The following is a 25,585-nucleotide window of genomic DNA, read 5'->3' on the forward strand; positions in this document are numbered from 1 at the left end:
ACTATTTTTGAAGAAAACCCCCGTAACGGATGAGAATCCTGTTACGGGGGTTTTCTGCGTTTAGAGTCGAGCTATGCGATACGACCTGGTCATCTTCGACAATGACGGCGTTCTCGTCGACAGTGAGCCGATTTCCAACAAGCTTCTCGCCGGCTATCTCACCGAACTCGGGCATCCCACCTCGTACGAGGAATCCCTTAGGGATTACATGGGCGCCGCCATGCACCGCGTACACGATCTTGTCGAGGAGCGGACCGGGCAGCGGCTTCCCGAGGACTTCGACGAGGTTTTTCACGGGCGGGTATTCGCCGCCTTCGAGCGGGAGCTGGAACCCGTGCCCGGGGCGGGGGAGGTCCTGGAGAAGCTGGCCGCCGATGGAGTGCCGTACTGCGTGGCGTCCTCGGGGAGTCATGAGCGGATCCGCGTCGGGCATCGCAAGACCGGGCACGACAAGTGGTTCGACAACGGGCGGATCTTCAGTTCGCAGGACGTCGGGCGAGGGAAGCCGGCGCCGGATCTCTTCCTGTACGCGGCCCAGCGTATGGGTGTGGCGCCGGAGAGGTGCGCGGTCGTGGAGGACAGTCCGCTCGGCGTCCAGGCCGCTATGGCTGCCGGGATGGACGTGTACGGGTTCACGGCCATGACGCCCGGGAGCCGGTTGAGTGCGGCCACCGAACTGTTCGGTGACATGCGGGAGTTGCCTGACCTGCTGGCATGACATCTCCGTACGGTCCGCCCTGACATTTGTCACCGCGAGCTCCGGACGATCGTTTCTGTTGGGCGGTGGGGGTCCTCCACGAAGCTGAGTACATCGAGAACGGGACGTACGCAGTGACGACGGAGGGAACCCGATCATGAGCCAGCTCGTTGCACAGACACCGGTCAAGTCCGCTGAGACGGCCGCCGCCGCGCAGAGCGACCGTGCGGCCCTCCTGGGAAGCCTCAGGCCGCTGGTCGTGGACGTGGTCGTGCCGATGGCCTCGTACTACGTGCTGAGCAAGGGGTTCGGCATGAGCACGCTGGCCGCCCTGGGGTGGAGCAGTGTGCTGCCGGCGCTGCGGACCGTGTGGGGGGTGCTGCGGGAGCGGCGGCTCAATGTGCTGGCCGGGGTCATCCTCGTCGTGAACATGGTGGGGCTGCTGCTGAGCACGGTGACGGGTGACCCTCGGCTCATGCTGGCCAAGGACAGTGGGATCAGCAGTGCCGTGGGCATCTCGATGCTGGTGTCGGTCGTGGCCGGCAAGCCGCTCCTCACGTCCGCGCTCAGGCCCTTCGTGACGAAGGGGGATGCCGAGCGGACTGGGGCCTGGGAGCGGCTGTCGGCGGGGCCGGGTCGCTTCGTGCGGGCCGAGCGGATGTTCACGGCGGTGTGGGGTCTGGCGCTGGTCACCGAGTGCGTGGTGCGGATCGTGGGGGCGTACACGTTGCCGGTCGGCACGATGGTCTGGCTCGGCAATGTGATCATGGCGGGCGCCGTGGTCCTGGCCTTCCGGGTCAGTGGGCGTCTGGCTGTGGGGCCGATGGAGCGGATGGTCGAGGAGGAGTTGGTGAGTCGGCGGGGTGAGGTGGAGCGAGTTGCCTGACCCCCTCTGGTACCCCCGGCACCTCCGCAGCTCACACTTCATCCCGGTCGCCCGTTGACGGCGGCCGGGAACTTTCGTTCGAGATGCATCGAGATCCGTCTACCCACCGGTAGATCTGGCGCATACGCTGTGCGGCCATGACAGAAGTGCTGCGGCGTGGCAGAGGTTCGCTGGCGTTCAGTTTCCTTGTGCAGGGTGCCGCGTTCGCGCTCCTGGTGACTCGAATACCGGCGATTCAGGATCAGTACGGCATATCTGATGGGCTGTTGCCCGTCTTTCTCGCGGCGGTGCCGATCCTGGCCGGGGTCGGGAGCGTGTGTACCGAGAAGCTGGTCAAGCGGGTACGGCCCAGTCGGGTCCTGCGGTGGTCGCAACCGGTCGTGCTGCTGGCGCTGCTCGGGGTCGGGGCGGGGGACTCGCTGTGGCAAGTGGCCCTGGCGCTGGGGGCGTTCGGGCTCGCGGTGGGTGCGCTTGACGCGTCCATGAACATGCTCGGGGTGAGCCTGCAGAGGGCGTACGGGCGCAGCATCATGCTCGGGTTTCACGCGGCGTACAGCCTGGGCGGGATCGTGGGGGCGTCGCTCGCGTGGGTGGGGGCGCACTGGGACCTGTCGCTGTTCGTGTCGTATCTGCCGGTGGTGGTGTTGCTGTTGCCGGCGGCGTTCGTGGGGAGTCGCTGGTACGTCGACGGGGAGAGCGGTGCCGGTGAGGGTGCGCAGGGCGCCGCGGGTGGCCCGGTGGTGTTCAAGCTGCTGTTGCCGCTGTGTCTGGTGATGACGTTCGCGTACATCGGGGACTCGACGGTCTCCAACTGGAGTGCGAAGTACCTCCAGGACGTGCTGGGGAGTTCGGAGCAGCTGTCGACGGTTCCGTACAACGTCTACATGGTGATGACGCTGGTGGGGCGGGCGCTCGGGGATCTTGGGGTGCGGCGGTTCGGAGCGGTCGTGGTGGTGCGGTTCGGGGCCGTGGTGGCGGCGCTCGGGTTCGCGGTCGTGGCGGTGGCGCCGGGGCCCTGGGTGGGGATGCTCGGGTTCACGCTGCTGGGGCTCGGGTTGTGTGTGATCGTGCCGCAGACGTTCGCCGCTGCCGGCAGGCACGCTTTTGAGAATTACGGTCCGAACGCTTCGGATTCGGCGATCGCGCGGCTGAATGTCTTCAACTACGTGGGATTTCTGATCGGTTCGCCCCTTGTGGGCGCTCTGGGCGATGCGTGGAACTACCGGGGGGCGATGCTCGTTCCCATGGTGTTGGTGCTCGTGACACTCGTGTACGCCCGTTCTTTCGCCCCTGGAGCGGACCGATACGGTGACGGGCATGAGCGGCCGCGCACAGCTGATGTGGGACGAGGCAGTAACGGGCTATGACTTCGGCCCGGATCACCCGATGGATCCGGTCCGGCTGGCCCTGACGAGAAGTCTCGTCGGGGCTCTTGGGCTCGACCGTGAGGTGGACGTCGTCGCAGCCAAGCGGGCGGGTGAGTCGACGCTGCGGCTCGTGCACCGCGAGGACTATGTGGAGGCGGTCAAGGCCGCGTCCGCCGATCCGGCTTCGGCGGACGGGGCCTATGGGCTGGGGACGGTCGATGATCCGGCCTTCGCCGGTATGCACGATGTGTCGGCGCTGATCGCAGGGCAGTCCGTGGGCGCGGCGGAGGCCGTCTGGCGGGGTGAGGCGCTCCATGCGGTGAACTTCGCGGGCGGGCTGCACCATGCGATGCCCGGGGGCGCTGCCGGGTTCTGCATCTACAACGACGCGGCACTGGCCGTCGCTCGTCTCCTTGAGCTGGGCGCCGAGCGGGTCGCGTACGTGGATGTGGACGTGCATCACGGGGACGGCGTACAGGCGGCGTTCTGGGACGACCCGCGGGTGCTCACCATTTCGCTGCACGAGCATCCGCGGACGCTGTTTCCGCAGACCGGGTGGCCGGAGGAGACAGGGGCCGACGGTCCGGCGGAGGGGTCGGCGGTCAATGTGGCGCTGCCGGCGGGGACCGGGGACGCGGGGTGGCTGCGGGCTTTTCATGCCGTCGTGCCTGAGCTGCTGGCGGAGTTCAGGCCGCAGGTCCTGGTGACACAGCACGGGGCCGATACGCATTTCGAGGACCCGTTGGCGCATCTGGCGGTGTCGCTCGACGCGCAGCGGGCCGTTCAGGTCGCCTGCCATGAGTTGGCGCACGAGCATGCGGACGGGCGTTGGGTCGCGCTGGGCGGTGGCGGGTACGCGGTGGTGGATGTGGTGCCGCGGTCCTGGTCGCACCTGGTGGGGATCGCCGCGGGGCACGAGGTGGCGCCCGAGACGGTGATTCCGGAGAGCTGGCGGCAGGAAGCGTTCGCCAGGACGCGGCAGTTGGCTCCGACGCGGATGACGGACGGGCGGTGGCCGGTCTCGTACAAGGAGTGGGAGGCGGGGTACGACCCGGCGGACCGGCTCGACCAGGCGGTTCTTGCGACGCGGCGTTCGGTGTTCCCGCTGCGGGGGCTGTTGCCGTAGCAGCGTGGTGGCCGGTGAGGGTACGGGCGTTACGCCAAGTGTGGGGTGTTTTCGGGGTTTTAGGGGTGGCAAGGGCCCCAATGCGCCAGCATCACACGGGTGTTGAGCACCGGAGCGCTGCGTGCGCATCTGCTGGCTGCCCGTCTGGCCGGACCCGTGGCGACCTCCCGTGAGGTGAGTCTGCGCAGCTATCGGCTCTTCGCGGCCAGGGATCCCCGGATACTTCTGGGCCTCGACCCCGAGTGGAGCTGGGGTCAGCGGGATCTGCTCGCCTTGATGGCCGACAAGTGCGGGGTGTCGGGCGATCCGGGGGACACCTCGGGGTGTGACGTGATCGACCCGGAGCGGACGCTGGCGGCGCTCGACGCGTTCGCGAAGCGGCTCGGTGAGGCTGCGCGGGGTCGCGTCCCGGTGCTTTTCGGGACGGGTCACCCGCATCGACTCCTCGGTTTCTACGCCGCGTTGGCGGACGCCCTGTCGGCGGCGGGATGTCCCGTCCTCACCCCCGCGCAGGGTGAGAGTGTCGACATAACGACCCGGTTCGGCCTACGTACGTACGACCTCGACTACGTCCGTGGAGTCGCGCTGGTGCGGGAACCCGGCGCGCGTGAGCCCGGGAGTGAGACCGGCGCACATACCCACTCACCCCTCCCGGTTCGCACGGTGCTGGCGGCCGCCGCGCAGGCCGGCGGGCTGCTGCCGGAGCTGGTCGTGGGCGACCATGGATGGGTCTGCGGTGCAGGTCAGTTGGGGTTCGACGCCATCGGGCTCGCGGATACGGATGACCCCGCGTTGTTCGTGGGGGAGGCCGAGGGACAGGTGTCCGTAGTCGTTCCGCTTGATGACGCTGTGCGGTCTGATTACTACCGACCGCTTACTCGCTATGTACTCAATCGAGCGTGTCTGTCACAGTAGGCGACCATCCGCTGCTCCTCTTCCCCACTCGCACCACACGCCCCTAGTCTGGGGAGTGAGCACGCAACGACGTTGAGTCACCGGAAGGGGAAGCCGGTGGCCGTCGAGTGCGGAAGGTTCAGGTGTGTCATGGCTGCTGGTGAGAGTAGGCCTCTGAACGAGGTGCAGTTCCTGACCGTGGCGGAAGTCGCCTCGGTGATGCGAGTCTCGAAGATGACCGTGTACCGGCTGGTGCACAGTGGTCATCTGCCCGCGATCCGGGTCGGAAGGTCTTTCCGAGTCCCGGAACAAGCGGTTCACGAGTACCTCCGCGAGTCCTACGTGGGGGTGGAGACAGCCTGACGGCATCCTCCGGGATCCCTCGATTACAGGCTCAGCGCTGGGCCGGGTAGGCTAGGCCGACGTAGGTCGTGTGGGCCCAGACGCCCCGCACCGAGTGAAGAGAAGTGAGCGAGGGTAGTCGTGGGCTCTGTTATTAAGAAGCGGCGTAAGCGGATGGCCAAGAAGAAGCACCGCAAGCTGCTGAAGCGCACCCGCGTGCAGCGTCGCAACAAGAAGTAGGCGACCGCTGCATCAAGCGCGCTCTGTGGCCCCTCCACCGTCCGGTGGAGGGGCCACAGTCGTTCCACGGCCCTTATGGGGCCCCTTTCGCGGGCTCGTGTGGGAACGTAGGGCCACGTCCCGGCGACCTCGGTCTGTACGTACGTCTGTGGCTGTCGTCACTTCCTGCATCGCGCGGTCATCACAGCGCAACATCGAACCGCTAACGTGGCGGCGAGAGCCAGGCGGTGCGGAACTGGGGCGCGGCAGGGCGGCGACGGAAGGTAGGCGCTGATCTTGGGCAAGGTCGTGCTCGTGACCGGGGTGGCCCGGCAGCTCGGGGGCCGTTTCGTACGACGCATCCAGCGTGATCCCGAGGTGGACCGGGTGATCGGCGTGGACGCGGTGGCCCCCGCGCATCATCTCGGGGGTGCCGAGTTTCTCCAGGCGGACATAAGGCAGCCCGCGATCGCCCGGCTGCTCGCGGAGCACTCCGTCGACACGGTCGTCCACCTGGACGTCACGGGTACCCCGCTGGCCAGCGGCGGCCGGGGCTCCGTCAAGGAGACCAACGTCATCGGCACGATGCAGCTGCTCGGTGCCTGCCAGAAGGCGCCGGCGGTCAAGCGACTCGTGGTGAAGTCCAGTACGAACGTGTACGGGTCCGCGCCGCGCGACCCGGCCGTGTTCACCGAGACGACGCCGCCCAAGTCGCTGCCCAGCGGCGGCTTCGCCAAGGACACCGTGGAGGTCGAGGGGTATGTGCGCGGGTTCGCCCGGCGCCGGCCCGATGTCGCGGTGTGCGTGCTGCGGTTCGCGAACATCCTCGGTCCCGCCGCCGATTCGCCGCTCGCCGAGTACTTCTCGCTGCCGGTCCTGCCGACCGTCCTCGGCTATGACCCGCGGCTCCAGTTCGTGCACGAGGACGATGTCATCGAGGTGCTGCGGATCGCGTCGCACGAGCCGGCGCGGGGGACGCTCAACAGCGGCACGTTCAATGTCGCCGGTGACGGGGTGCTGCTCCTGTCGCAGTGCTCGCGCCGACTGGGGCGGCCGACGGTGCCGGTGTTCCTGCCGGCCGTGACCTGGGTGGGATCGGCCCTGCGTACGCTGGGCGCGACGGACTTCTCGCCCGAGCAGATCAGGCTGCTCACGCACGGGCGGGTCGTGTCGACGGTCCAGATGCGCGAGACGCTGGGCTATCGGCCCGAGTACACGACGGCGGAGACCTTCGCGGAGTTCGTCCGGGGCCGCGGGCCCGGACTCCTGCCGCCGGAGGCCCTCGCGGGGGCCGTCGACCGGCTCGCCTCGCTGCCCTTCCTGGGCGGCGGTCACCCCCCGACGCAGAGCGCCAGCTGAGGAGCGCATCAACGATGGCGGATGCCAAGGTCATTCCGTTCGACGACGACCGCTCGCGCACCGGCGCCGGCAAGGTGGTTCCGCGCCGACGTGGCGCGAGTGTCCGGCGCAAGGGCGAGCCCGCGGCCGTACGCGAGGTCGCGCCGCTGCCCGAGCAGCAGGACCACGAGCCGACACCGCCCGCCGCCGCGCGGGAGCCGGAGCCGCGGGAGCGGCCGCAGGCCGGCGGTGGCCTGGACCGGCGCATCGCGGGCGGCCTCGCGTTCCTGCGGCGGCGCCTGACGGGCGATTACGACGTCGACGAGTTCGGCTACGACAAGGAACTCACCGACCAGGTCCTGATGTCCCTGGTGCGGCCCCTGTACGAGAAGTACTTCCGGGTCGAGGTGAAGGGCATCGAGAACATCCCGGCGGACGGCGGTGCCCTGATCGTCGCCAATCACTCGGGGACGCTGCCGCTGGACGGCGTGATGATGCAGGTCGCCGTGCACGACAACCATCCGCAGAACCGGCATCTGCGGCTCCTGGCCGCGGACCTGGTGTTCATGCTGCCGGTGGTCAACGAGCTGGCGCGCAAGGCCGGCCACACGCTGGCCTGTGCGGAGGACGCGCAGCGGCTCCTGGAGCAGGGCGAGCTGGTCGGGGTGATGCCGGAGGGGTTCAAGGGCATCGGCAAGCCGTTCAGTGAGCGGTACAAGCTCCAGCGGTTCGGGCGTGGCGGGTTCGTCTCGACGGCGTTGCGCGCCGGGACGCCGATCGTGCCGTGCTCGATCGTCGGGGCGGAGGAGATCTACCCGATGATCGGCAACGCGAAGACGCTGGCACGGCTCCTTGGCTTCCCGTACTTCCCGATCACGCCGACGTTTCCATGGCTCGGGCCGTTGGGTGCGGTGCCGCTGCCGACGAAGTGGACGATCCAGTTCGGCGAGCCGATCCCGACGGACGGCTTCCCGCCGGAGGCGGCCGAGGACCCGATGCTGATGTTCAACCTGACGGACCAGGTGCGGGAGCAGATCCAGCACACGCTGTACAAGCTGCTCGTGCAGCGGCGGTCTGTGTTCTTCTGACGCCGGCTGCTGTGCAGGCCGTCGGACGGAGGCCGGCGCAGGCGTGCGAAGCCCGCGGAGTGGTGCGAGGGCGGCAGACGGTGGGGCCAAGCTGCTCGTCCAGCGGCGGTCTGTGTTCTTCTGAGAGTTCCGCCAAGGAGTTACGTGAAGGGGGCGGCCACCGGATCCGGTGGCCGCCCCCTTCACGTAACACGTGACGAAGTGACTAGTCCTCGTCCTCGCTGTCGATTCCCAGGCCGGGCAGCAGGCCTGGGAGGAGGGGCGGGAGCGTGACGTCGGGCTTCGGGGTGGTGTGTCTGCCTTCGGACGGGGTGGGGCTGGTGTCGTCCTTGGGCGGGTCGAGGAGGCCGCCGGTGGTGTCGTCGAGGAGGCCGTCGTCGTGGGTGCCGGAGGAGGACGGCCGGGGTTTGCCCGAGCTGTCCTGGTGGGCGCCCGACGCCCCGCCGGCCGTCGGGGTGGAGCGGTCGTTGCCGGAGGAGCCGGGCGTCCGGTCGTGGACGCCGGGCTGGCCGCCGCTGCGGCCGTCCTGCTCGGGGGGCTGCGGGAGCAGGGACCGCAGCGGGTCGACCTCTTGGTCTATGGCGTCGAAGACCGAGCTGACCTGCGCGCCCACGTCGCCGAGCTGGACGGGCAGGCGGTCGCGCAGCGCGTCCCAGTTCTCACGGTGGGACTGGGTGAACGACGACAGGGCCTGGATGGGGCTGAGCGAGCCGTCCCTGCGGTAGGCCTCGAGGAGCAAGCGGTGGCCCTCGGAGGCGTCGTACTGGACGCCGGAGAGCGTGCGCCTGACTTCGCCGAGGGACTCGTGGTCGAGCTGTCCGCTGCGGCCGCGCTCCATGAGCCGGCGCGCTTCGCTGAGGCGGGTGGAGGCCTGGTCGAGATAGATCCGGCCGCGGTCGGAGTCGCCGTCGGCCATGCCGAGTTTCAGGTCCTCCATCCCGCGTTTCAGTCCGTATAGATGGTCACCGGGGAGGGCGTCGGAGCTGGCAGCGGCGACGCCGCCGAAGGCTCCCGCGGCGACACCGACGGTGAGGCCGCCGGCCGCGATGCCCTTGGACAGGCGTGAGCGGGGTCGCAACTTCCGCAGCGGGCTCGCCCGGTGAGCGCCCTTGCGCGCGCGCTGCTCGGGCACGGAAGGGCCTGGCCCCGCACCCCCCGCAGCCGTGCCCTCGAGCAGCATGGCCTCCATGGCGGCCACGAGCTGGGCTCGTTGAACCACCTTGACCTCGGGGTCAAGCTCAGGCTTGGGAAGTTCGTCCAGCCCGGTCACCAGCGCCAACAGCTTGCCCTGCTCGCCTTGTTCGGCGGGGGGCTCTTCCTGCTGTACGGCCGCCGCTTCCCGGTCGGACTGCTCCTCCAGGGCCTGGGCGAAGGCGTTCGCCCGCCGGTGTGCCGATACGTTCGCGATCACTGGCGGCACCTCCTCTCGTCATGACGGTCGACTCCCCAGGGGGTCCTGAGGGTTGCACACCCTGAGTACTTCCACACGATCGAGTGAGTGGAAGCAGTCGGGGAGTGACCACAGGGAGCCTGCATCCCGCATAACGAGCGACGCGGCACTTGGGTTACGGACGGCGGATGATCGGACCGCGATCCCATCTGCCCCTCACAGAAGGTGAGTTGACGGCTACGGAACGCCGTGGCGGGTGGGGTGGGCCCCACCGGTCGCTAACGGGCGTCGTCCGGGAGCAGGCGCGCCAGAGTGCGTACGGCGCGGTACTGGAGGGTCTTGATCGCGCCCTCGTTCTTGCCCATGACCTTGGCGGTCTCGGCGACCGAGAGACCCTGCAGGAAGCGCAGGGTCACGCACTCCTGCTGCTGGGGGTTGAGCCGGTGCACCGCGTCGAGCAGGGCCGCGTTCGACAGGGATTCGAGGACGGAGTCCTCCGGGCTGCGCTCGACCTCGTTCGCGTCGAGCATTTCGCCGGTGGTCACTTCGAGGCGGAATCGGCTCGACTTGAAGTGGTCGGCGACCAGGTTCCGCGCGATCGTGACCAGCCAGGCGCCGAAGTCGCGCCCCTGCCAGGTGAAGGTGCCGATGCGGCGCAGGGCCCGCAGGAAGGTCTCGCTGGTGAGATCCTCGGCCGTCGCCTTCCCGCCGACGCGGTAGTAGATGTAGCGGTAGACGGTGTCGCTGTACTGGTCGTAGAGACGGCCGAACGCGTCGGCCTCGCCCGCCTGGGCGCGCTCGACGAGATCCATCATGCGGGCGCTGTCGCTGTCCGCGGCGGGGCGGCGTGCGGTGGACGTACCGGCGGAACCGGATCGGGCTCGTCTTCCGACCGTGGTGCTCCCGTCAGCCAGGGCATAGCAAGGACCGGTAGGGCCGTTCGCGGCGGGTGCCGCGACGGCGAGGGCGGGGACGGCGTACGCGGTGGGGACGAAGCCGCGCAAGCGGTCGGAGACCGTTGCGCGCAGCGTAGCCAGGCCCGAGGCGTCAACCCCGACGTGTGGGTACACGGGACTCCCAGAGGCAGAGCTTCCATCACGTGCAGTGCGGGACCGTTCACTCGTCGTGTTGACGTGTGGGTACCGGTTTGCGTCTGAGGAGAATAACGCTTCGTGCAGGGAGCGCTACACCCAGTTGCTCAAATCACCGATTACGTCGCTTCCGTAACTGAACGGAGTCGGTTCAAGTGCCGGAGAGTGACCGCTTGTTGATCGGATTAGGTCATGTTCCGTCTGAGCGCGGGGCGTGTTGTGGCCGAGTTGAACCAACGGGACTGGCGGGAGCCGTGCGGGGGTAAGGGGATGCGATTGGCGCTCGAGCCCGGGAGCGCCGCGGGTCAGCGGCGACGGCGGTGCAGGGCCACCGCGGCGGCCGTGCCGCCGGCCAGTGCGCCGACTCCCGCCGCGGCCGGGATGCCGACCTTCGCGGCCTTGCGGCCCGTGCGGTAGTCGCGCAGCCGCCAGTCACGTTCGCGTGCGTGCTTGCGCAGTTTGGTGTCCGGATTGATCGCGTACGGATGTCCTACGAGCGACAGCATCGGGATGTCGTTGTGCGAGTCGCTGTACGCGGCGCAGCGGCCCAGGTCGAGGCCCTCGGCGGCGGCGAGGGCGCGGACGGCCTCGGCCTTCGCCGGGCCGTGCAGGGGTTCGCCGACGAGCTTGCCCGTGTAGACGCCGCCGACGGACTCGGCGACCGTGCCGAGGGCGCCGGTCAGGCCGAGGCGGCGGGCGATGATCGTCGCGGTTTCCACGGGGGCGGCGGTGACGAGCCACACCTTCTGGCCCGCGTCCAGGTGGGCCTGGGCGAGGGCGCGGGTGCCGGGCCAGATGCGCTCGGCCATGTACTCGTCGTAGATCTCCTCGCCGATGGACATCAGCTCGGCGACACGGTGGCCCTTGACGATGGACAGCGCGCTGTCGCGTGCGTCCTGCATGTGCTCGGGGTCCTCGACCCCGGCGATCCTGAACCAGGCCTGCTGCCAGCCGAACTTGACCAGTTCGCGGCGCTGGAAGAACTTCCGTTTGTAGAGGCCGCGGCCGAAGTGGAAGATCGCGGCGCCCTGCATGACGGTGTTGTCGAGGTCGAAGAAGGCGGCGGCCTTTTCGTCGCCGACGACAGGGAACTCCGTTTCCGGGGTGCCTTCATCGGGCTGTGTCGCCTCGCCGAGCTGTTCCAGCTCCTGCGACGACTTGCGGGCGGCCTCGGCCGAGGCCTCGCCAGCCAATACGCTCCGCGCGGTGGCGGAGCGCCTACGGGGTGTGAGCCATCCGAGAGCGGCCATGTCGTGAGCATAGCCAGTCTGTTCGGTGGTTCCGGAGTCGTGAGGATTCGGCGTTGTGAACTCTCCGCGACCGAGTCGTTAAACAACTGGCGGGAGAGGTGCGTCAGGAGGCGTCGGCGGAGCGAGAATGGCCGGTATGAGCCCCATTTTTCGCCGGAGCGAGAAGAAGAACCCCGAGGAGCGTCTGGTCACCCTGGTCGGGAAGCCCGGCTGCCATCTGTGTGACGACGCGCAGGAGGTGATCGAGAAGGTGTGCGGCGAGCTCGGTGCGTCCTGGGAGAAGAAGGACATCAACCAGGACGAGGAGCTGTACCGCTTGTACTGGGAGCAGATCCCCGTGGTGCTCGTGGACGGAGCACAGCATGACTTCTGGAAGGTGAACGAAGATCGACTTCGACGGGCACTGACGGGCTGAGGCGTCAGTGGTCCGCGCGCGAGTAGCGACCGTCACTGACTGAGCAGTCCAAGTGGTCCGGAAAGTCGCCTAGGATCGGGGGCGGTTTGGTCTCGGGGGCGCGGATCGTAGAGGAGAGTGTACGGTTTTGCCCCCTTCATGCAGGCAGCGAAGCGGCTCGCGCGCCGGTTCCATATGCGCGCACCAGGGGCGCGTGACCCCGGTCACGTTGCCCGGGCAAATCGGACACCATCTTTGTGCACGCGTTCACAAAGACATAGCCTGCATTCGACGGGGCGGTCCTGGGACGTACGACCGCCCGCAGCCCCGCTCTACCCGCAGGAGCACCGTGGCAACTGGCCGAACTCACCGACCGGCGACCCGCAGCCGAGGGATTCCCGAGGCCACCGTCGCCCGCCTTCCGCTGTACCTCCGGGCCCTCACCGGCCTGTCGGAGCGCTCGGTTCCCACGGTCTCCTCCGAGGAGCTCGCGGCCGCCGCGGGGGTCAATTCCGCGAAGCTGCGCAAGGACTTCTCGTACCTCGGCTCCTACGGCACCCGCGGTGTGGGTTACGACGTCGAGTACCTCGTCTACCAGATCTCCCGCGAGCTCGGCCTCACCCAGGACTGGCCGATCGTGATGGTCGGTATCGGTAACCTCGGCGCCGCTCTGGCCAATTACGGCGGCTTCGCCTCGCGTGGCTTCCGTGTCGCCGCCCTGATCGACGCCGACCCGGCGATGACCGGCAAGTCCGTCGCGGGCATGGCCGTGCAGCACGCCGACGACCTCGAGAAGATCATCGACGACAACGGCGTCTCCATCGGCGTCATCGCGACGCCCGCGGGCGCGGCCCAGCAGGTCTGCGACCGGCTCGTCGCCGCCGGTGTCACCTCGATCCTCAACTTCGCGCCGACCGTCCTGTCCGTGCCGGACGGCGTCGACGTGCGCAAGGTCGACCTCTCCATCGAGCTCCAGATCCTCGCCTTCCACGAGCAGCGCAAGGCCGGCGAGGGCCAGGACGACACGGTGGACGAGGCCGGCGCCGAGCCCCCGGCCGCCGCGGCGAAGCCGGCCCGCAAGGGACCCGACGGGGATGTCCCCGCCGTGATGCCGGCATGAGTCTCCTCGTCGTAGGCCTGAGCCACCGCAGCGCTCCCGTGAGCGTCCTCGAGCGCGCCGCGCTCTCCGCGGACGCCCAGGCGAAGCTGCTCCAGGACACGCTCGCCGCGGAGCCCGCCGCCGAGGCCTCGGTGCTCTCGACGTGCAACCGCATCGAGCTGTACGCCGACGTGGACAAGTTCCACGCGGGTGTCGCCGAGCTCTCGACGCTGCTCGCCCAGCACAGCGGCGTCGGTCTCGAGGAGCTCACTCCTTATCTTTATGTGCACTACGAGGACCGGGCCGTTCACCACCTGTTCTCGGTGGCATGCGGGCTGGACTCGATGGTCGTGGGCGAGGGCCAGATCCTCGGCCAGATCAAGGACGGCCTCGCGCGCTCCCAGGAGCTGCACACCGCGGGCCGCCTCCTCAACGACCTGTTCCAGCAGGCCCTGCGGGTCGGCAAGCGGGCCCACTCGGAGACCGGGATCGACCGTGCCGGTCAGTCCCTGGTCACGTTCGGTCTGGAGCAGCTGGCCGTCGGGCGCCCTGTAGATGTATGGGCCAAGGACAAGCGTGCGCTGGTGATCGGCGCGGGCTCGATGTCCTCGCTGGCCGCGGCGACGCTCGCGCGCGCCGGTGTCGCCGAGATCGTCGTCGCCAACCGCACGCTGGAGCGCGCCGAGCGGCTCGCGCAGATCCTGAGCGAGCCCGGCGGCACCGGAGTGGCCGCGCGCGCGGTTCCCATGGACGCCGTCGGCGACGAACTGACACGTGCCGATGTCGTCGTCTCCTGCACCGGAGCGACCGGACTGGTGCTGAGCGAGGCCGAGATCCTGCGCGCCACCGAGGGACGTACGGGCGGCCTCGCGCTGCTCGACCTCGCGATGCCGCGTGACATCGACGGCGCCGCGCACCGCATCGGCGGCGTGCGCTTCGTCGACATCGAGTCCCTCGCCGAGGCCTCGGCCGACGCGCCGATGGCCGCCGACGTGGACCAGGTGCGGGGCATCGTCTCCGACGAGGTCGCCGCGTTCGGCGCCGCTCAGCGCGCCGCGACCATCACGCCGACCGTCGTCGCCCTGCGCGCGATGGCCGCCGACGTGGTCACCGGCGAGATCGCGCGGCTCGACGGGCGCCTGCCGGAGCTCGACGAGAAGCAGCGCGCGGAGATCACCCAGACCGTGCGGCGCGTGGTGGACAAGCTCCTGCACGCACCGACCGTACGGGTCAAGCAGCTGGCCGCCGAGCCCGGCGGTGCCGGGTACGCGGACGCGCTGCGGACCCTTTTCGACCTCGACCCGGAGGCGGTGGCCGCCGTCTCGCGGGCCGATCTGAACGAGCTGAACGAGCCGGTAGCCAAGAATCGAGGCCGGGCATCATGACGGACAGGGCACTCAGGCTCGGGACCAGGCGCAGCAAGCTCGCCATGGCCCAGTCGGGGCGCGTGGCTGAGGCCGTACGGCAGGTGACGGGACGGCCCGTCGAGCTGGTCGAGATCACCACGTACGGGGACACGTCCCGCGAGCAGCTGGCGCAGATCGGCGGTACCGGCGTGTTCGTCGTGGCGCTGCGCGAGGCGCTGCTGCGCGGTGACGTCGACTTCGCCGTGCACTCCCTCAAGGACCTGCCGACCACGCCCCACCCGGACCTCACGCTGGCGGCCGTGCCGCTGCGCGAGGACCCGCGCGACGTACTCGTCGCCCGCGACGGGCTGACCTTCGCGCAGCTCCCCGACGGAGCGCGCATCGGTACCGGTGCGCCGCGCCGCATGTCGCAGCTGAACGCGTACGCGCGCAGCCACGGCATGCACATAGAGACCGTGCCGATCCGCGGGAACATCGACACCCGCGTCGGTTACGTGCACAACGGGGAGCTCGACGCCGTCGTGCTCGCCGCCGCCGGACTGAACCGGATCGGCCGCATCGGGGAAGTGACGGACTTCCTCGCGGTCGACACTGTTCTTCCCGCCCCCGGCCAGGGGGCACTGGCGGTCGAGTGCTCCGCGTCGAACGCGGACCTCGCCGCCATGCTCGGAGAGCTCGACGACTCGTTCACGCGAGTCGCCGTGACCGCCGAGCGATCCCTGCTCGCCGCCCTGGAGGCCGGCTGCAGTGCACCTGTGGGTGCCCTGGCCGACCTGCTGGCCGACGGGCAGATTGCCAACGAAATGCGCCTGCGGGGTGTCGTCGGTACGACCGACGGCTCCGCGCTGGTGCAGCTGTCCACCACCGGTCCCGTGCCCGAGACGGAAGACCAGGCGCTGGCGCTCGGTCGCGAACTCGCTGCCGAGATGCTCGCCAAGGGCGCGGCCGGTCTGATGGGGGAGCGAGCACTTTGAGCCCCACCACCTCTGACCCTTCGGCCACCTGGGCAACCGGGCACGTCACCTTCCTCGGTGCCGGTCCCGGAGATCCAGGACTACTGACGCTGCGCGCCGTGGAGGCGCTCGCCCGAGCGGATGTGCTGATCGCCGAGCCCGAAGTGCTCGACGTCGTCCGCACGCACGCGAAGGCGGGCGTGACCGTCCTCGGCGCGGAGATCCCGGGCGCACCCGGGCAGGCGGCTGCTGACGATGCGTCAACTGCCGCCGTGGTCCCCGCGTTGAGGGACTGCGCCAATCTTGTCATGGAGGCCGCGCGGGGCGGCAAGCGGGTCGTACGTGCCGTCAGCGGCGACCCCGGACTCGACACCTACGCGGCCGGGGAGATGCTGGCCTGCGCGGCCGACGGGGTCTCCTTCGAGGTCGTGCCCGGCATCGCGGCGGCTGTCGGTGTGCCCGCGTACGCCGGTGTTCCGCTGCGGGACGCGCAGGGCGCGGACGTGCGGTTCGTCGACGCCCGCACCGCCTCCGAGCGCTGCTGGACCGAGGTCGGCGCGTCCGACGGCACGGTCGTCGTCTCGACGACGCTCGACGCGGTGGCAGCGGCCGCCGGCGAGCTGGTCGCGGCGGGCCGCAAGCCGGACACCCCGCTGACCGTCACGGTCGCCGGTACGACGACGCGCCAGCGGACCTGGTCCGCGACGCTCGGCACGATCGCCCAGACCTTCAAGCAGGCGAAGGTGCTGCCCTCCCCGGAGGGCGGTCGCCCCGTCATAGCCGTGGTCGGCGAGCGTTCCGCGGCCGCCCAGCGCGACCAGCTCTCGTGGTTCGAGTCCAAGCCGCTGTTCGGCTGGAAGGTGCTCGTACCGCGGACCAAGGAGCAGGCGGCGTCGCTCTCCGACCAGCTCAGCTCGTACGGCGCCGTGCCGCACGAGGTGCCGACGATCGCGGTCGAACCGCCGCGCACGCCCCAGCAGATGGAGCGCGCGGTCAAGGGCCTCGTCACCGGACGCTACGAGTGGATCGCCTTCACCTCGGTGAACGCGGTCAAGGCCGTGCGCGAGAAGTTCGAGGAGTACGGGCTCGACGCCCGTGCCTTCGCCGGGATCAAGGTCGCCGCGGTGGGCGAGCAGACCGCCGCCGCGCTCGTCGCGTTCGGTGTGAAGCCCGACCTCGTGCCGAGCGGTGAGCAGTCCGCCGCCGGTCTCCTCGAGGACTGGCCGCCGTACGACCCGGTCTTCGACCCGATCGACCGTGTCTTCCTGCCGCGCGCAGACATCGCCACCGAGACGCTCGTCGCCGGGCTCATCGAACTCGGGTGGGAGGTCGACGACGTGACCGCCTACCGGACGGTGCGTGCGTCGCCGCCGCCGGCGGAGACGCGCGAGGCGATCAAGGGCGGCGGGTTCGACGCCGTGCTGTTCACGTCGTCGTCGACCGTGCGGAACCTGGTGGGTATCGCCGGGAAGCCGCACAACGTGACGGTGATCGCGTGCATCGGCCCCGCGACGGCCAAGACCGCCGAGGAGCACGGGCTGCGCGTGGACGTGATGTCCCCGGAGCCGTCGGTGCACCGGCTGGCGCAGGCGCTGGCCGACTTCGGTGCGCGGCGGCGTACCGCCGCGCTCGAGGCGGGGGATCCTGTGTCCCGGCCGAGCGAGCGGCGGCCCGGGGCCCGGAGACGTCGGGCGGCACCGTAGGGCCGAGCGGCCGTGGGCGCAGCCCGGCGTACAGATCGACGTGGAGTGTTGGTGTGACTGAGTACGGATCCTTCCCGGGTGCGCGGCCGCGGCGGCTGCGCACCACCCCCGCCATGCGGCGCATGGTCGCGGAGACGCGGCTGCACCCGGCCGACCTGATCCTTCCCGCGTTCGTGCGGGAGGGCATCAGCGAGCCGGTCGCCATCGGGTCCATGCCCGGTGTCGTGCAGCACACCAGGGACACCCTGAAGAAGGCGGCCGTCGAGGCGCTGGAGGCCGGGGTCTCCGGGATCATGCTCTTCGGCGTACCGGACGACGCGAAGAAGGACGCCCTCGGGACGGCCGGTACGGACCCCGACGGCATCCTCCAGGTGGCGCTGCGCGACGTGCGCGCCGAGGTCGGCGACGACCTCATCGTCATGTCCGACCTGTGCCTCGACGAGTTCACGGACCACGGGCACTGCGGTGTCCTGGACGCCGAGGGGCGCGTCGACAACGACGCGACGCTGGAGCGGTACGCGGAGATGGCGCAGGTCCAGGCCGACGCGGGCGCCCATGTCGTGGGCCCCAGCGGCATGATGGACGGGCAGGTCGGGGTCGTCCGCGACGCGCTCGACACCATCGGCAAGGAGGACGTCTCGATCCTCGCCTACACCGCGAAGTATTCGTCGGCGTTCTACGGGCCGTTCCGCGAGGCCGTCGGTTCGTCGCTGACCGGCGACCGCAAGACGTACCAGCAGGACCCGGCCAACGTGCGGGAGTCCCTGCGGGAGCTGGCGCTCGACCTCGAGGAGGGCGCCGACATGGTGATGGTCAAGCCGGCCGGACCCTACCTCGACATCCTCGCCAAGGTCGCCGAGTCGGTGGACGTGCCGGTGGCCGCGTACCAGATCAGCGGCGAGTACGCGATGATCGAGGCCGCCGCTCAGCGCGGCTGGATCGAGCGTGACCGGGCCATCCTGGAGACGCTCCTCGGCATCAAGCGGGCCGGCGCGAATATGATCCTCACGTACTGGGCGACGGAGGTCGCACGCGGCCTGTGACCGCGCGCGACGCCTGAACTCCCGCTGCCCCGCCGGTACTTGACCGGCGGGGCAGCTTTTTTCGTTCTCCCGCTTACCAGCTCAGGGCGTCGCTCATCGACTGCTGCCAGTAGGTGACCTTGAGCGAGTCGTCGATGTAGACGCCCTTCGCGGGCAGCGCGGCCTTGGCGCCGGGGCCGCCGTCGTTCGTGTTGCGGCCCTGGAAGAACACCTCAAGTGTGTTCTCCGTACGCCCGTTGGAACCGCCGCCGTCGTCGCCGCCGGAGAGTGCGACGCCCGCATAGGCGGACCGGCCCGGCGACAGGGACACCACCGCCTGCGGCTGCGAGTCGTCGATCACCGGCGGGACCGCCTGGGCCTCGCCGAAGCGGACGGCCGGGTAGCCGTACAGGTCGCACCGCTTCGAGCCGGTGTTGGTCACCGTCAGGAGCATGTGGTTGATGGGGCGCGAGACGGACTGGGCGGCGACCTTGACCGTGGAGCCGTTGCACGTGACGCGGGCGGTGGAGGCGGTGGGGTTGTTCTTGCCGGTGGAGGCGGGCTGGGGCTTCGGCTTGGTGGTGGCGGTACTTCCGGTGCCGGAGCTCGTGCCGGTGCCTGTGCCGGAGCCCGTCGTCGATCCGGCGTTCGCGTCCTTGCCGTTGTCGCCGTCGGCCGGCACCGAGTTCGAGGGGTGCTGCGAGGCGCCCTCGTCGCGGACCCCGTCCCCGTTGTTGCAGGCGGTCAGGGAGAGTGCGGCCAGGGCGACCGTGGCGGCGGCCGTGAGGAGGCGGACACGGGAGCGGGTGGGTGCGGCGATGGACACTGGTGATCCCCTTCGGAAGCGGCGTGCTTGGATGACCAGAGCTTGTGCGGTGATCCGTCCCAATCGCCAGCACCGCAGGACCACTTGGGACGCTGGAACGTTCGTACCGGCTCTGACCTGGGGAAACGACCGTGCCCTGGAACGCCGGACTGGGATGAGGGGGGTGGGGAACGGTGGCGGATGTTGACGCGACGGCCGAGTTCGCGGCGCTGCTGCGAGGGCTGAAGGAGCGCTCGGGGCTGAGTTATGGCGTACTCGCGAAGCGGCTGCACATGAGTACGTCGACGCTGCACCGGTACTGCAACGGGGACGCGGTGCCGGTCGACTACGCGCCGGTCGAGCGGCTGGCGCGGCTGTGCAAGGCCGGTCCCGAGGAGCTCGTCGAGCTGCACCGGCTGTGGGTCCTCGCGGACGCGGCGCGCAGGACGAAGCCGGCGGCGGCATCGGAGGAGCCGGCTGCCGTAGCGGTGGATCCGGTGGCCGTGGCGGTGGAACCAGTGGCGCCCGTGCCCGATGCGGAGCCCGTACCCGCCCCCGAGAGGCGCCGCTCCCGGCGCGTGGTCGTGCTCGCCGCCGCTCTTGCCGTCGTCGTGGCCGGGGGAGCCGGCGCGTTCGCCGTGCACCTCGCCGGAGACGGTGGTGGTGACGGCGGCGGAGACCGGAAGGACCACGCCGGGGCCACCTCGTCCGCCACGCCGGGAGCGCGCTCCGCGGACCCGTCGGGCAAGGCGTCCCCGTCGGCGGGCCACGAGCGCAAGCCTTCCGCGAGCCCGTCCCGCAGTGACAACCCGGCCGGTGACGCGCTCGGCACCCCGTCCGCCCCGGCGGCAGGTGAAGGCACCGGTACCCCGCTGACCGTCGCCACCACGCCGTACGTCTACGAGAGTCCGTGCAGCCAGCACTTCCTGATCGACCGGCCGCCGGTCAAGGTGCCCCCGCCGCCCCTCGAACAGGACGCCCCGAACTGGGTCGGCGTGCTCGGTGCGGTCGCGTCGGGGGAGCAGCTCATCAAGCTCACCGTTCAGGGGACCGGCAGTGACACCGTGGTTCTTGAGGACCTGGACGTCCGCGTCATGAAGTCCGGTGCGCCGCTCGCGTGGAACGACTACTCGATGGGCGTGGGCTGCGGGGGCAACGTGGAAACGAAGTCGTTCGGCGTGGATCTCGACGTGCCCCGCCCGGTCTCGGCGCCGAGGAACGGGCAGCGCGACTTCCCGTACAAGGTCAGTGAGAGCGACCCCGAGGTCTTCTACATCAAGGCGAACGCCAAGGCCCACGACGTCAGTTGGGTCCTGGAGCTGAAGTGGTCGAGCGGCTCCCGCCACGGTGTCCTGAAGATCGACAACCAGGGGCGGGCCTTCCGCACCAGCGCCGACGTCGGCCGTCCCGGCTACGACTACCCGATCGGGGCGGGCAGCTGGGGCGAGCGCGTCGACGGATAGCCGCCGCGCCCGAACGGCTGTGCCCCGCCGGAGAGTTCCGGCGGGGCACAGCCGTCGTATCGGACTCAGTCGTCGTATCGGGCCACCGGTTATCGGAAGGCCGAGGCCGGGTCAGAGGCGCTCGGGCGTCCTGATGCCCAGGAGCGCCATGCCCTGGTGCAGCGTGCGGGCCGTCAGGTCGCACAGGAACAGCCGGTTCTCGGCGACCTCCGGCGCGGGCGCGGGCTTCACGACCGGGCACTGGTCGTAGAACGTCGTGTACAGGGACGCCAGCTGGTACAGGTACGCGGCCAGCTTGTGCGGCTCGTACGACGACGCGACCTCGGCCAGCATCTCGCCGAACTGGTCCAGGTGCAGGCCGAGCGCCCGCTCCGCCGGGGCCAGTTCGAGCTCCGGGTGCGCGACGGGCCTGCGGTCGCCCGCCTTGCCGAAGATCGACCGGATACGGGCGTACGCGTACTGGAGGTACACGCTCGTGTCGCCGTTCAGCGACACCATCTGGTCCAGGTCGAACTTGTAGTCGCGCACGGCGGAGGTCGACAGGTCGGCGTACTTGACCGCGCCGATGCCGACGTACGTGCCGTTCTCGACGATCTCCTCCTCGGCCAGGCCCACCTTCTCCGCCTTCTCGCGCACGACGGCCGTGGCCCGGTCGATCGCCTCGTCGAGGAGGTCCACCAGGCGCACCGTCTCGCCCTCACGGGTCTTGAACGGCTTGCCGTCCTTGCCGAGGACGGTGCCGAAGGCCAGCTGGTGCGCCTTCACGTCCTCGTTCAGCCAGCCGGCGCGGCGGGCCGTCTCGAAGACCATCTTGAAGTGCAGCGACTGCCGGGCGTCCACGACGTACAGGAGCGTCGACGCCTTGAGGTTCTGGACGCGGTCCCGGATCGCGGAGAGGTCGGTGGCGGCGTAGCCGTAGCCGCCGTTCGACTTCTTGACGATCAGGGGGACCTTGTTGCCGTCGGGGCCCAGGACGTCGTCGAAGAAGACGCACAGCGCACCCTCGGAGCGGACCGCGACGCCCGACTCCTCCAGGATCCGGCAGGTCTCCTCGAGCATGTCGTTGTAGCCGGACTCGCCGACCACGTCCGGGTCGTCGATCTGCATGTCGAGCTTGTTGAAGACCGAGTAGAAGTAGATCTTCGACTCGTCGACGAACCGCTGCCACAGGGCGAGGGTCTCCGCGTCCCCGGCCTGGAGGGCCACGACGCGGTCCCGCGAGCGGGCCTTGAACTCCTCGTCGGAGTCGAAGAGCGCGCGCGAGGCCTTGTAGAGCCGGTTCAGCGACGACATGGCCGCCTCGCCGTCCTCCTTGCCGCCCTCGTGGTCCAGCTCGTGCGGGTGCTCGAGGAGGTACTGGATGAGCATGCCGAACTGGGTGCCCCAGTCGCCGATGTGGTGGCGCCGGACGACCTTCTCGCCGGTGAACTCCAGGATCTCGACCATCGCGGCGCCGATCACGGCGGAGCGCAGGTGGCCGACGTGCATCTCCTTCGCCACGTTCGGCTGGGCGTAGTCGACGACCGTCGTGCCCGCGTCCTGCTGGAGCGGCACGCCGAGGCGGTCGTCGGCGGCGCGGGCGGCCAGGGTCTCGATGATGGCCTTGTCGGCGATCGTGATGTTCAGGAAGCCGGGGCCCGAGACCTCGACGTCCTTGATCACGTCGTTGGCCGGGAGGGCGTCCAGGACGGTCGCGGCGAGCTCGCGCGGGTTCGCCTTCGCCTTCTTCGCGAGGGCCAGGATCCCGTTGGCCTGGAAGTCGGCCCGGTCACTTCGTCGCAGCAGCGGGTCGGCGGCGCCGGCCTCCGGCAGGGCAGCCGAGAGGGCGTCCGCGAGACGCTGGTGGACGGAAGCGGTGAGGGACGTGACCGAGGCCATGGGTGAGGTGCCGTTCTGCTCGGGTTCCGGGATTTCTGCAGATACAGAGGCCCCAGTATCCCACGCGTTCACCTTCTCGGTCGTGGGCGGCCGAGCTCGTGCACTCGGTCGCTCACACCTTGCCGCGCTCCCGACTGGCCCCTACGACAGGACGGTTACAGGACTCGGTTTCGTGGCTGTGGCAACGAAGTGCGGGCGGGCGCGGCGGGTGGTGGCGGGGGCGGGTGGGGCGCGGTGAAAAGCGGTTTTCGCGGATGGGGGCGCAGCTGGGAGAATGGAACGGTCAGGCGTCCCTGACGCACACCACGTATGAGGAAGAAGGACGTGCCGATCGTGGCTCAGAGCACAGAGACCACCGACTGGGTCTCCCGTTACGCGGACGAGGTCATTGCCGAGTCGGAGCGTCGTGCCCCGGGCAAACCGGTCGTCGTCGCGTCCGGACTCTCCCCGTCCGGCCCCATCCACCTGGGGAACCTGCGCGAGGTCATGACCCCGCACCTGGTCGCCGACGAGGTCCGCCGCCGTGGGTACGAGGTCCGGCATCTGATCTCCTGGGACGACTTCGACCGGTACCGCAAGGTGCCGGCCGGTGTCCCCGGCGTCGACGAGTCCTGGGCCGATCACATCGGCAAGCCGCTCACGTCGGTCCCGGCGCCCGCCGGATCGGCGTTCCCGAACTGGGCGGAGCACTTCAAGGCCGCGATGACCGGGGCGCTCGCCGACCTGGGCGTCGAGTTCGACGGCATCAGCCAGACCGAGCAGTACACGTCGGGTGTCTACCGCGAGCAGATCCTGCACGCGATGAAGCACCGAGGCGACATCGACGCGATCCTCGACCAGTACCGGACCAAGAAGGTCCCGCCGAAGCAGCAGAAGCAGCAGAAGCCGGTCGACGAGGCCGAGCTGGAGGCCGCCGAGGGCTCCGGCGCGGCGAACGAGGACGACGGCAGCGGCGGCGCGGGCGGCTACTACCCGTACAAGCCGTTCTGCGGCGAGTGCGGCAAGGACCTGACCACCGTCACGTCGTACGACGACGAGACGACGGAGCTGTCCTACACCTGCACGCTCGACGGCCACAGCGAGACGGTCCGGCTGAGCGAGTTCAACCGCGGCAAGCTGGTCTGGAAGGTCGACTGGCCGATGCGCTGGGCGTTCGAGGGCGTGATCTTCGAGCCGTCCGGTGTCGACCACTCGTCCCCGGGCTCGTCGTTCCAGGTCGGCGGGCAGATCGTCGGGATCTTCGGCGGCAAGCAGCCGATCGGCCCGATGTACGCGTTCGTCGGCATCAGCGGCATGGCGAAGATGTCGTCCAGCAAGGGCGGGGTCCCGACCCCGGCCGACGCGCTCCAGATCATGGAGCCGCAGCTCCTGCGCTGGCTGTACGCCCGCCGCCGGCCCAACCAGTCGTTCAAGATCGCCTTCGACCAGGAGATCCAGCGGCTCTACGACGAGTGGGACAAGCTCGCCTCCAAGGTCGCCGACGGCCCCGTCCTGCCGGCGGACGCCGCCGCGTACACGCGCGCCGTGGGCACGGCGGCCGGTGAACTGCCGCGCACCCCGCGGCCGTTGCCGTACCGCACCCTGGCCTCCGTCGCCGACATCACCGCCGGCGCCGAGGACCAGACGCTGCGCATCCTCAGTGAGCTCGACCCGGAGAACCCGGTCACCGCGCTCGACGAGGTACGGCCGAGGCTGGACCGGGCCGAGACGTGGATCAGCAAGTACGTGCCCGCCGAGTCACGCACCCTGGTGCGCGAAGAGCCGGACACGCAGGCGCTGGCCGCGCTCGACGACGAGGCCCGCGAGTCGCTGCGGCTCCTCCTCGACGGCCTGGACTCGCACTGGTCCCTCGACGGCCTGACGCACCTCGTCTACGGCGTGCCGAAGGTCCGGGCGGGTTTCTCGCCGGACGCGACGCCGAAGGAGCTGCCGCCGGAGATCAAGTCGGCCCAGCGGTCGTTCTTCGCGCTCCTGTACGACCTGCTCGTCGGCCGTGACACCGGGCCGCGGCTGCCCACGCTGCTGCTCGCCGTGGGCGCGGACCGGGTGCGCAAGCTGCTCGGCGCGTAAATTCGGCGCGTAAATGGGGAAAGGGCCGCACCGGATGCTCCGGTGCGGCCCTTTCGCGTATACGGCGGGTCAGGCGATGTGGTCCTCGATGAACTCGCTGTTCAGGCGCTGCATGAACGCCTCCATGTAGCGCTGCAGTTCACGCGGCTCCAGATTCAGCCCGTACGTCGCCTCGACGTTCGCGTGGAACGTGCCGGGTGTGGGGCCGCCTTCGCCGTCTATCGACTTCCGGAACACCTGGTAGAGGTCCTCGTCGCTCGGCGCCGCGTCGCCGGTCTCCGTGATCCCCTCACCGAGCTGGCGTGTGCGGTTGGGCCCGGACGGAACGGGAAACTCCGGCTCCTGGACCGACTGCGCAGGGATGAAGGCCTCGGCCGGAGGCTGCTCCTCGTACCACTGCTCGTACTGCTGCTCGGGGTCGTATGTCGGGTCGTAGCCACCGTCGTACGACATCGTCTGCGGCGGGGGCGCGAACCACGGGCTCGACTCCTCACCGGCGGCAGCGGCAGCGGCGGCCGCGGCCTCGGCCGGCGTCCCGGGCTCCACCGGAGCCGGCTGCGGACCGGTGGCCGCCGGAGCGGGGCGCTCCAGCTCGGGAACGGGAGTGGGGGCGGCCGGTGCCGGGGCCGGAGGCAGCAGCGCCGGCTCGATGCCGGCGGCGGCCAGGCCCGAGGGGGCGGTCTCCGCGAGCGGGACGCCGTAGCGCGCCAGGCGCAGCGGCATCAGGGACTCGACGGGAGCCTTGCGGCGCCAGGCGCGGCCGACGCGGGACCGCAGCCGCGCCTGGTAGACGAGCCGCTCCTGCTCCAGCTTGATGACGGCCTCGTAACTGCGCAGCTCCCACAGCTTCATGCGGCGCCACAGCAGGAACGTGGGCAGCGGGGAGAGCAGCCAGCGCGTGAGGCGCACGCCCTCCATGTGCTTGTCGGCCGTGATGTCGGCGATCCGGCCCACCGCGTGCCGCGCCGCCTCGACCGAGACGACGAACAGGATCGGGATGACGGCGTGCATGCCGACGCCGAGCGGGTCCGGCCACGCGGCCGCGCCGTTGAACGCGATCGTCGCGGCGGTCAGCAGCCACGCCGTCTGGCGCAGCAGCGGGAACGGTATCCGGATCCAGGTCAGCAGCAGGTCCAGGGCGAG

At 69.9% G+C, this 25,585-nt stretch carries 23 protein-coding genes; 17 read left to right on the forward strand and 6 right to left on the reverse strand.

The window, feature by feature from the left end; genetic code table 11:
- The first annotated feature begins 73 nt into the window (after window positions 1–73).
- From CG723_RS45270 to CG723_RS45310, 9 genes are all read left to right on the forward strand, one after another.
- Complete coding sequence (locus CG723_RS45270) at window positions 74–718, forward strand: HAD family hydrolase (RefSeq protein ID WP_100599385.1); 645 nt, start codon at window positions 74–76, stop codon at window positions 716–718.
- Between the two features lie 136 nt (window positions 719–854).
- The gene (locus CG723_RS45275; RefSeq protein WP_234374890.1) at window positions 855–1,583 is read left to right on the forward strand and encodes a VC0807 family protein; all 729 of its coding nucleotides are present in this window, start codon (window positions 855–857) and stop codon (window positions 1,581–1,583) included.
- Between the two features lie 137 nt (window positions 1,584–1,720).
- Complete coding sequence (locus CG723_RS45280) at window positions 1,721–2,950, forward strand: MFS transporter (protein ID WP_100599386.1); 1,230 nt, start codon at window positions 1,721–1,723, stop codon at window positions 2,948–2,950.
- Window positions 2,901–4,076 (forward strand): acetoin utilization protein AcuC, encoded by a 1,176-nt coding sequence (locus CG723_RS45285; RefSeq protein ID WP_100599404.1) that lies wholly within the window; start codon window positions 2,901–2,903, stop codon window positions 4,074–4,076. The genes CG723_RS45280 and CG723_RS45285 overlap by 50 nt, the downstream gene beginning before the upstream one ends.
- A 99-nt stretch (window positions 4,077–4,175) precedes the next feature.
- Window positions 4,176–4,991 (forward strand): phosphatase, encoded by an 816-nt coding sequence (locus CG723_RS45290; RefSeq protein ID WP_100599387.1) that lies wholly within the window; start codon window positions 4,176–4,178, stop codon window positions 4,989–4,991.
- A 129-nt stretch (window positions 4,992–5,120) separates the two neighbouring features.
- Window positions 5,121–5,333, forward strand: coding sequence for a helix-turn-helix domain-containing protein (locus tag CG723_RS45295; RefSeq protein WP_159032723.1), 213 nt, complete (start codon window positions 5,121–5,123; stop codon window positions 5,331–5,333).
- Between the two features lie 120 nt (window positions 5,334–5,453).
- Complete coding sequence (locus tag CG723_RS45300) at window positions 5,454–5,552, forward strand: 30S ribosomal protein bS22 (RefSeq protein WP_003948845.1); 99 nt, start codon at window positions 5,454–5,456, stop codon at window positions 5,550–5,552.
- 276 nt (window positions 5,553–5,828) lie between these two features.
- Entirely contained in the window at window positions 5,829–6,890 is a 1,062-nt protein-coding gene (locus CG723_RS45305; protein ID WP_100599389.1) for an NAD-dependent epimerase/dehydratase family protein, read from the forward strand.
- Window positions 6,891–6,904: 14 nt separating this feature from the next.
- Window positions 6,905–7,957 carry a lysophospholipid acyltransferase family protein gene (locus CG723_RS45310; protein ID WP_100599390.1) on the forward strand — a complete coding sequence of 351 codons (1,053 nt, stop codon included), beginning with the start codon at window positions 6,905–6,907 and terminating at the stop codon, window positions 7,955–7,957.
- 205 nt (window positions 7,958–8,162) lie between these two features.
- On the opposite strand, the gene CG723_RS45315 is transcribed toward CG723_RS45310, so the two are convergent.
- The 3 genes from CG723_RS45315 to CG723_RS45325 all read right to left on the reverse strand — a co-directional run bounded on the left by CG723_RS45315 (window position 8,163) and on the right by CG723_RS45325 (window position 11,688).
- Entirely contained in the window at window positions 8,163–9,368 is a 1,206-nt protein-coding gene (locus CG723_RS45315; protein WP_100599391.1) for a DUF5667 domain-containing protein, read from the reverse strand.
- A 257-nt stretch (window positions 9,369–9,625) separates the two neighbouring features.
- Window positions 9,626–10,417, reverse strand: a complete 792-nt coding sequence (locus CG723_RS45320; RefSeq protein WP_100599392.1) for an ECF subfamily RNA polymerase sigma factor, BldN family — start codon at window positions 10,415–10,417, stop codon at window positions 9,626–9,628.
- 326 nt (window positions 10,418–10,743) lie between these two features.
- Complete coding sequence (locus CG723_RS45325; RefSeq protein ID WP_100599393.1) at window positions 10,744–11,688, reverse strand: HAD family hydrolase; 945 nt, start codon at window positions 11,686–11,688, stop codon at window positions 10,744–10,746.
- Between the two features lie 127 nt (window positions 11,689–11,815).
- On the opposite strand from CG723_RS45325, the gene CG723_RS45330 reads away from it, so the two are divergent.
- From CG723_RS45330 to hemB, 6 genes are all read left to right on the forward strand, one after another.
- Window positions 11,816–12,103, forward strand: a complete 288-nt coding sequence (locus tag CG723_RS45330; RefSeq protein ID WP_100599394.1) for a glutaredoxin family protein — start codon at window positions 11,816–11,818, stop codon at window positions 12,101–12,103.
- A 328-nt stretch (window positions 12,104–12,431) separates the two neighbouring features.
- Window positions 12,432–13,202 carry a redox-sensing transcriptional repressor Rex gene (locus CG723_RS45335; RefSeq protein ID WP_100599395.1) on the forward strand — a complete coding sequence of 257 codons (771 nt, stop codon included), beginning with the start codon at window positions 12,432–12,434 and terminating at the stop codon, window positions 13,200–13,202.
- Window positions 13,199–14,566 (forward strand): glutamyl-tRNA reductase, encoded by a 1,368-nt coding sequence (locus CG723_RS45340; RefSeq protein WP_100599396.1) that lies wholly within the window; start codon window positions 13,199–13,201, stop codon window positions 14,564–14,566. Before CG723_RS45335 ends, CG723_RS45340 begins: the two co-directional genes overlap by 4 nt.
- Entirely contained in the window at window positions 14,563–15,522 is a 960-nt protein-coding gene (gene hemC, locus CG723_RS45345; RefSeq protein WP_100599397.1) for a hydroxymethylbilane synthase, read from the forward strand. Before CG723_RS45340 ends, hemC begins: the two co-directional genes overlap by 4 nt.
- A complete protein-coding gene (locus tag CG723_RS45350; RefSeq protein WP_100599398.1) occupies window positions 15,519–17,204 on the forward strand; it encodes a uroporphyrinogen-III synthase in 1,686 nt (561 codons plus the stop codon). The genes hemC and CG723_RS45350 overlap by 4 nt, the downstream gene beginning before the upstream one ends.
- 53 nt (window positions 17,205–17,257) lie before the next feature.
- Window positions 17,258–18,247 (forward strand): porphobilinogen synthase, encoded by a 990-nt coding sequence (gene hemB, locus CG723_RS45355; RefSeq protein ID WP_100599399.1) that lies wholly within the window; start codon window positions 17,258–17,260, stop codon window positions 18,245–18,247.
- Window positions 18,248–18,320: 73 nt separating this feature from the next.
- Here the strand turns inward: hemB and CG723_RS45360 are convergent, their stop codons facing one another.
- Window positions 18,321–19,052 (reverse strand): DUF4232 domain-containing protein, encoded by a 732-nt coding sequence (locus CG723_RS45360; RefSeq protein WP_324907888.1) that lies wholly within the window; start codon window positions 19,050–19,052, stop codon window positions 18,321–18,323.
- A 173-nt stretch (window positions 19,053–19,225) separates the two neighbouring features.
- Here CG723_RS45360 and CG723_RS45365 point away from each other — a divergent pair, with 173 nt between their 5' ends.
- Window positions 19,226–20,494: a helix-turn-helix domain-containing protein gene (locus CG723_RS45365; RefSeq protein WP_100599400.1), complete on the forward strand. Its 1,269-nt coding sequence runs from the start codon at window positions 19,226–19,228 to the stop codon at window positions 20,492–20,494.
- A 111-nt stretch (window positions 20,495–20,605) separates the two neighbouring features.
- Here the strand turns inward: CG723_RS45365 and argS are convergent, their stop codons facing one another.
- Window positions 20,606–22,372: an arginine--tRNA ligase gene (gene argS / locus CG723_RS45370; protein WP_100599401.1), complete on the reverse strand. Its 1,767-nt coding sequence runs from the start codon at window positions 22,370–22,372 to the stop codon at window positions 20,606–20,608.
- 324 nt (window positions 22,373–22,696) lie between these two features.
- Here argS and lysS point away from each other — a divergent pair, with 324 nt between their 5' ends.
- Window positions 22,697–24,442, forward strand: a complete 1,746-nt coding sequence (lysS, locus tag CG723_RS45375; protein WP_100599406.1) for a lysine--tRNA ligase — start codon at window positions 22,697–22,699, stop codon at window positions 24,440–24,442.
- A gap of 69 nt (window positions 24,443–24,511) precedes the next feature.
- Here lysS and CG723_RS45380 read toward each other — a convergent pair.
- The coding region (locus CG723_RS45380; RefSeq protein ID WP_100599402.1) for a DUF2637 domain-containing protein at window positions 24,512–25,585 on the reverse strand (1,074 nt) is incomplete at its 5' end.

Source organism: Streptomyces sp. CB01635 (genome assembly GCF_002803065.1).
GTDB lineage: Bacteria > Actinomycetota > Actinomycetes > Streptomycetales > Streptomycetaceae > Streptomyces.

Excerpts from the sequence above, each read along its gene's own strand:
- CG723_RS45330 (WP_100599394.1), top strand. The coding sequence starts at position 11,816 with ATGGCCGGTATGAGCCCCATTTTTCGCCGGAGCGAGAAGAAGAACCCC.
- CG723_RS45275 (WP_234374890.1), top strand. The coding sequence starts at position 855 with ATGAGCCAGCTCGTTGCACAGACACCGGTCAAGTCCGCTGAGACGGCC.
- CG723_RS45270 (WP_100599385.1), top strand. The coding sequence starts at position 74 with ATGCGATACGACCTGGTCATCTTCGACAATGACGGCGTTCTCGTCGAC.
- CG723_RS45340 (WP_100599396.1), top strand. The coding sequence starts at position 13,199 with ATGAGTCTCCTCGTCGTAGGCCTGAGCCACCGCAGCGCTCCCGTGAGC.
- CG723_RS45310 (WP_100599390.1), top strand. The coding sequence starts at position 6,905 with ATGGCGGATGCCAAGGTCATTCCGTTCGACGACGACCGCTCGCGCACC.
- CG723_RS45325 (WP_100599393.1), bottom strand. The coding sequence starts at position 11,688 with ATGGCCGCTCTCGGATGGCTCACACCCCGTAGGCGCTCCGCCACCGCG.
- hemC (WP_100599397.1), top strand. The coding sequence starts at position 14,563 with ATGACGGACAGGGCACTCAGGCTCGGGACCAGGCGCAGCAAGCTCGCC.
- CG723_RS45285 (WP_100599404.1), top strand. The coding sequence starts at position 2,901 with ATGAGCGGCCGCGCACAGCTGATGTGGGACGAGGCAGTAACGGGCTAT.
- CG723_RS45295 (WP_159032723.1), top strand. The coding sequence starts at position 5,121 with ATGGCTGCTGGTGAGAGTAGGCCTCTGAACGAGGTGCAGTTCCTGACC.
- argS (WP_100599401.1), bottom strand. The coding sequence starts at position 22,372 with ATGGCCTCGGTCACGTCCCTCACCGCTTCCGTCCACCAGCGTCTCGCG.
- CG723_RS45280 (WP_100599386.1), top strand. The coding sequence starts at position 1,721 with ATGACAGAAGTGCTGCGGCGTGGCAGAGGTTCGCTGGCGTTCAGTTTC.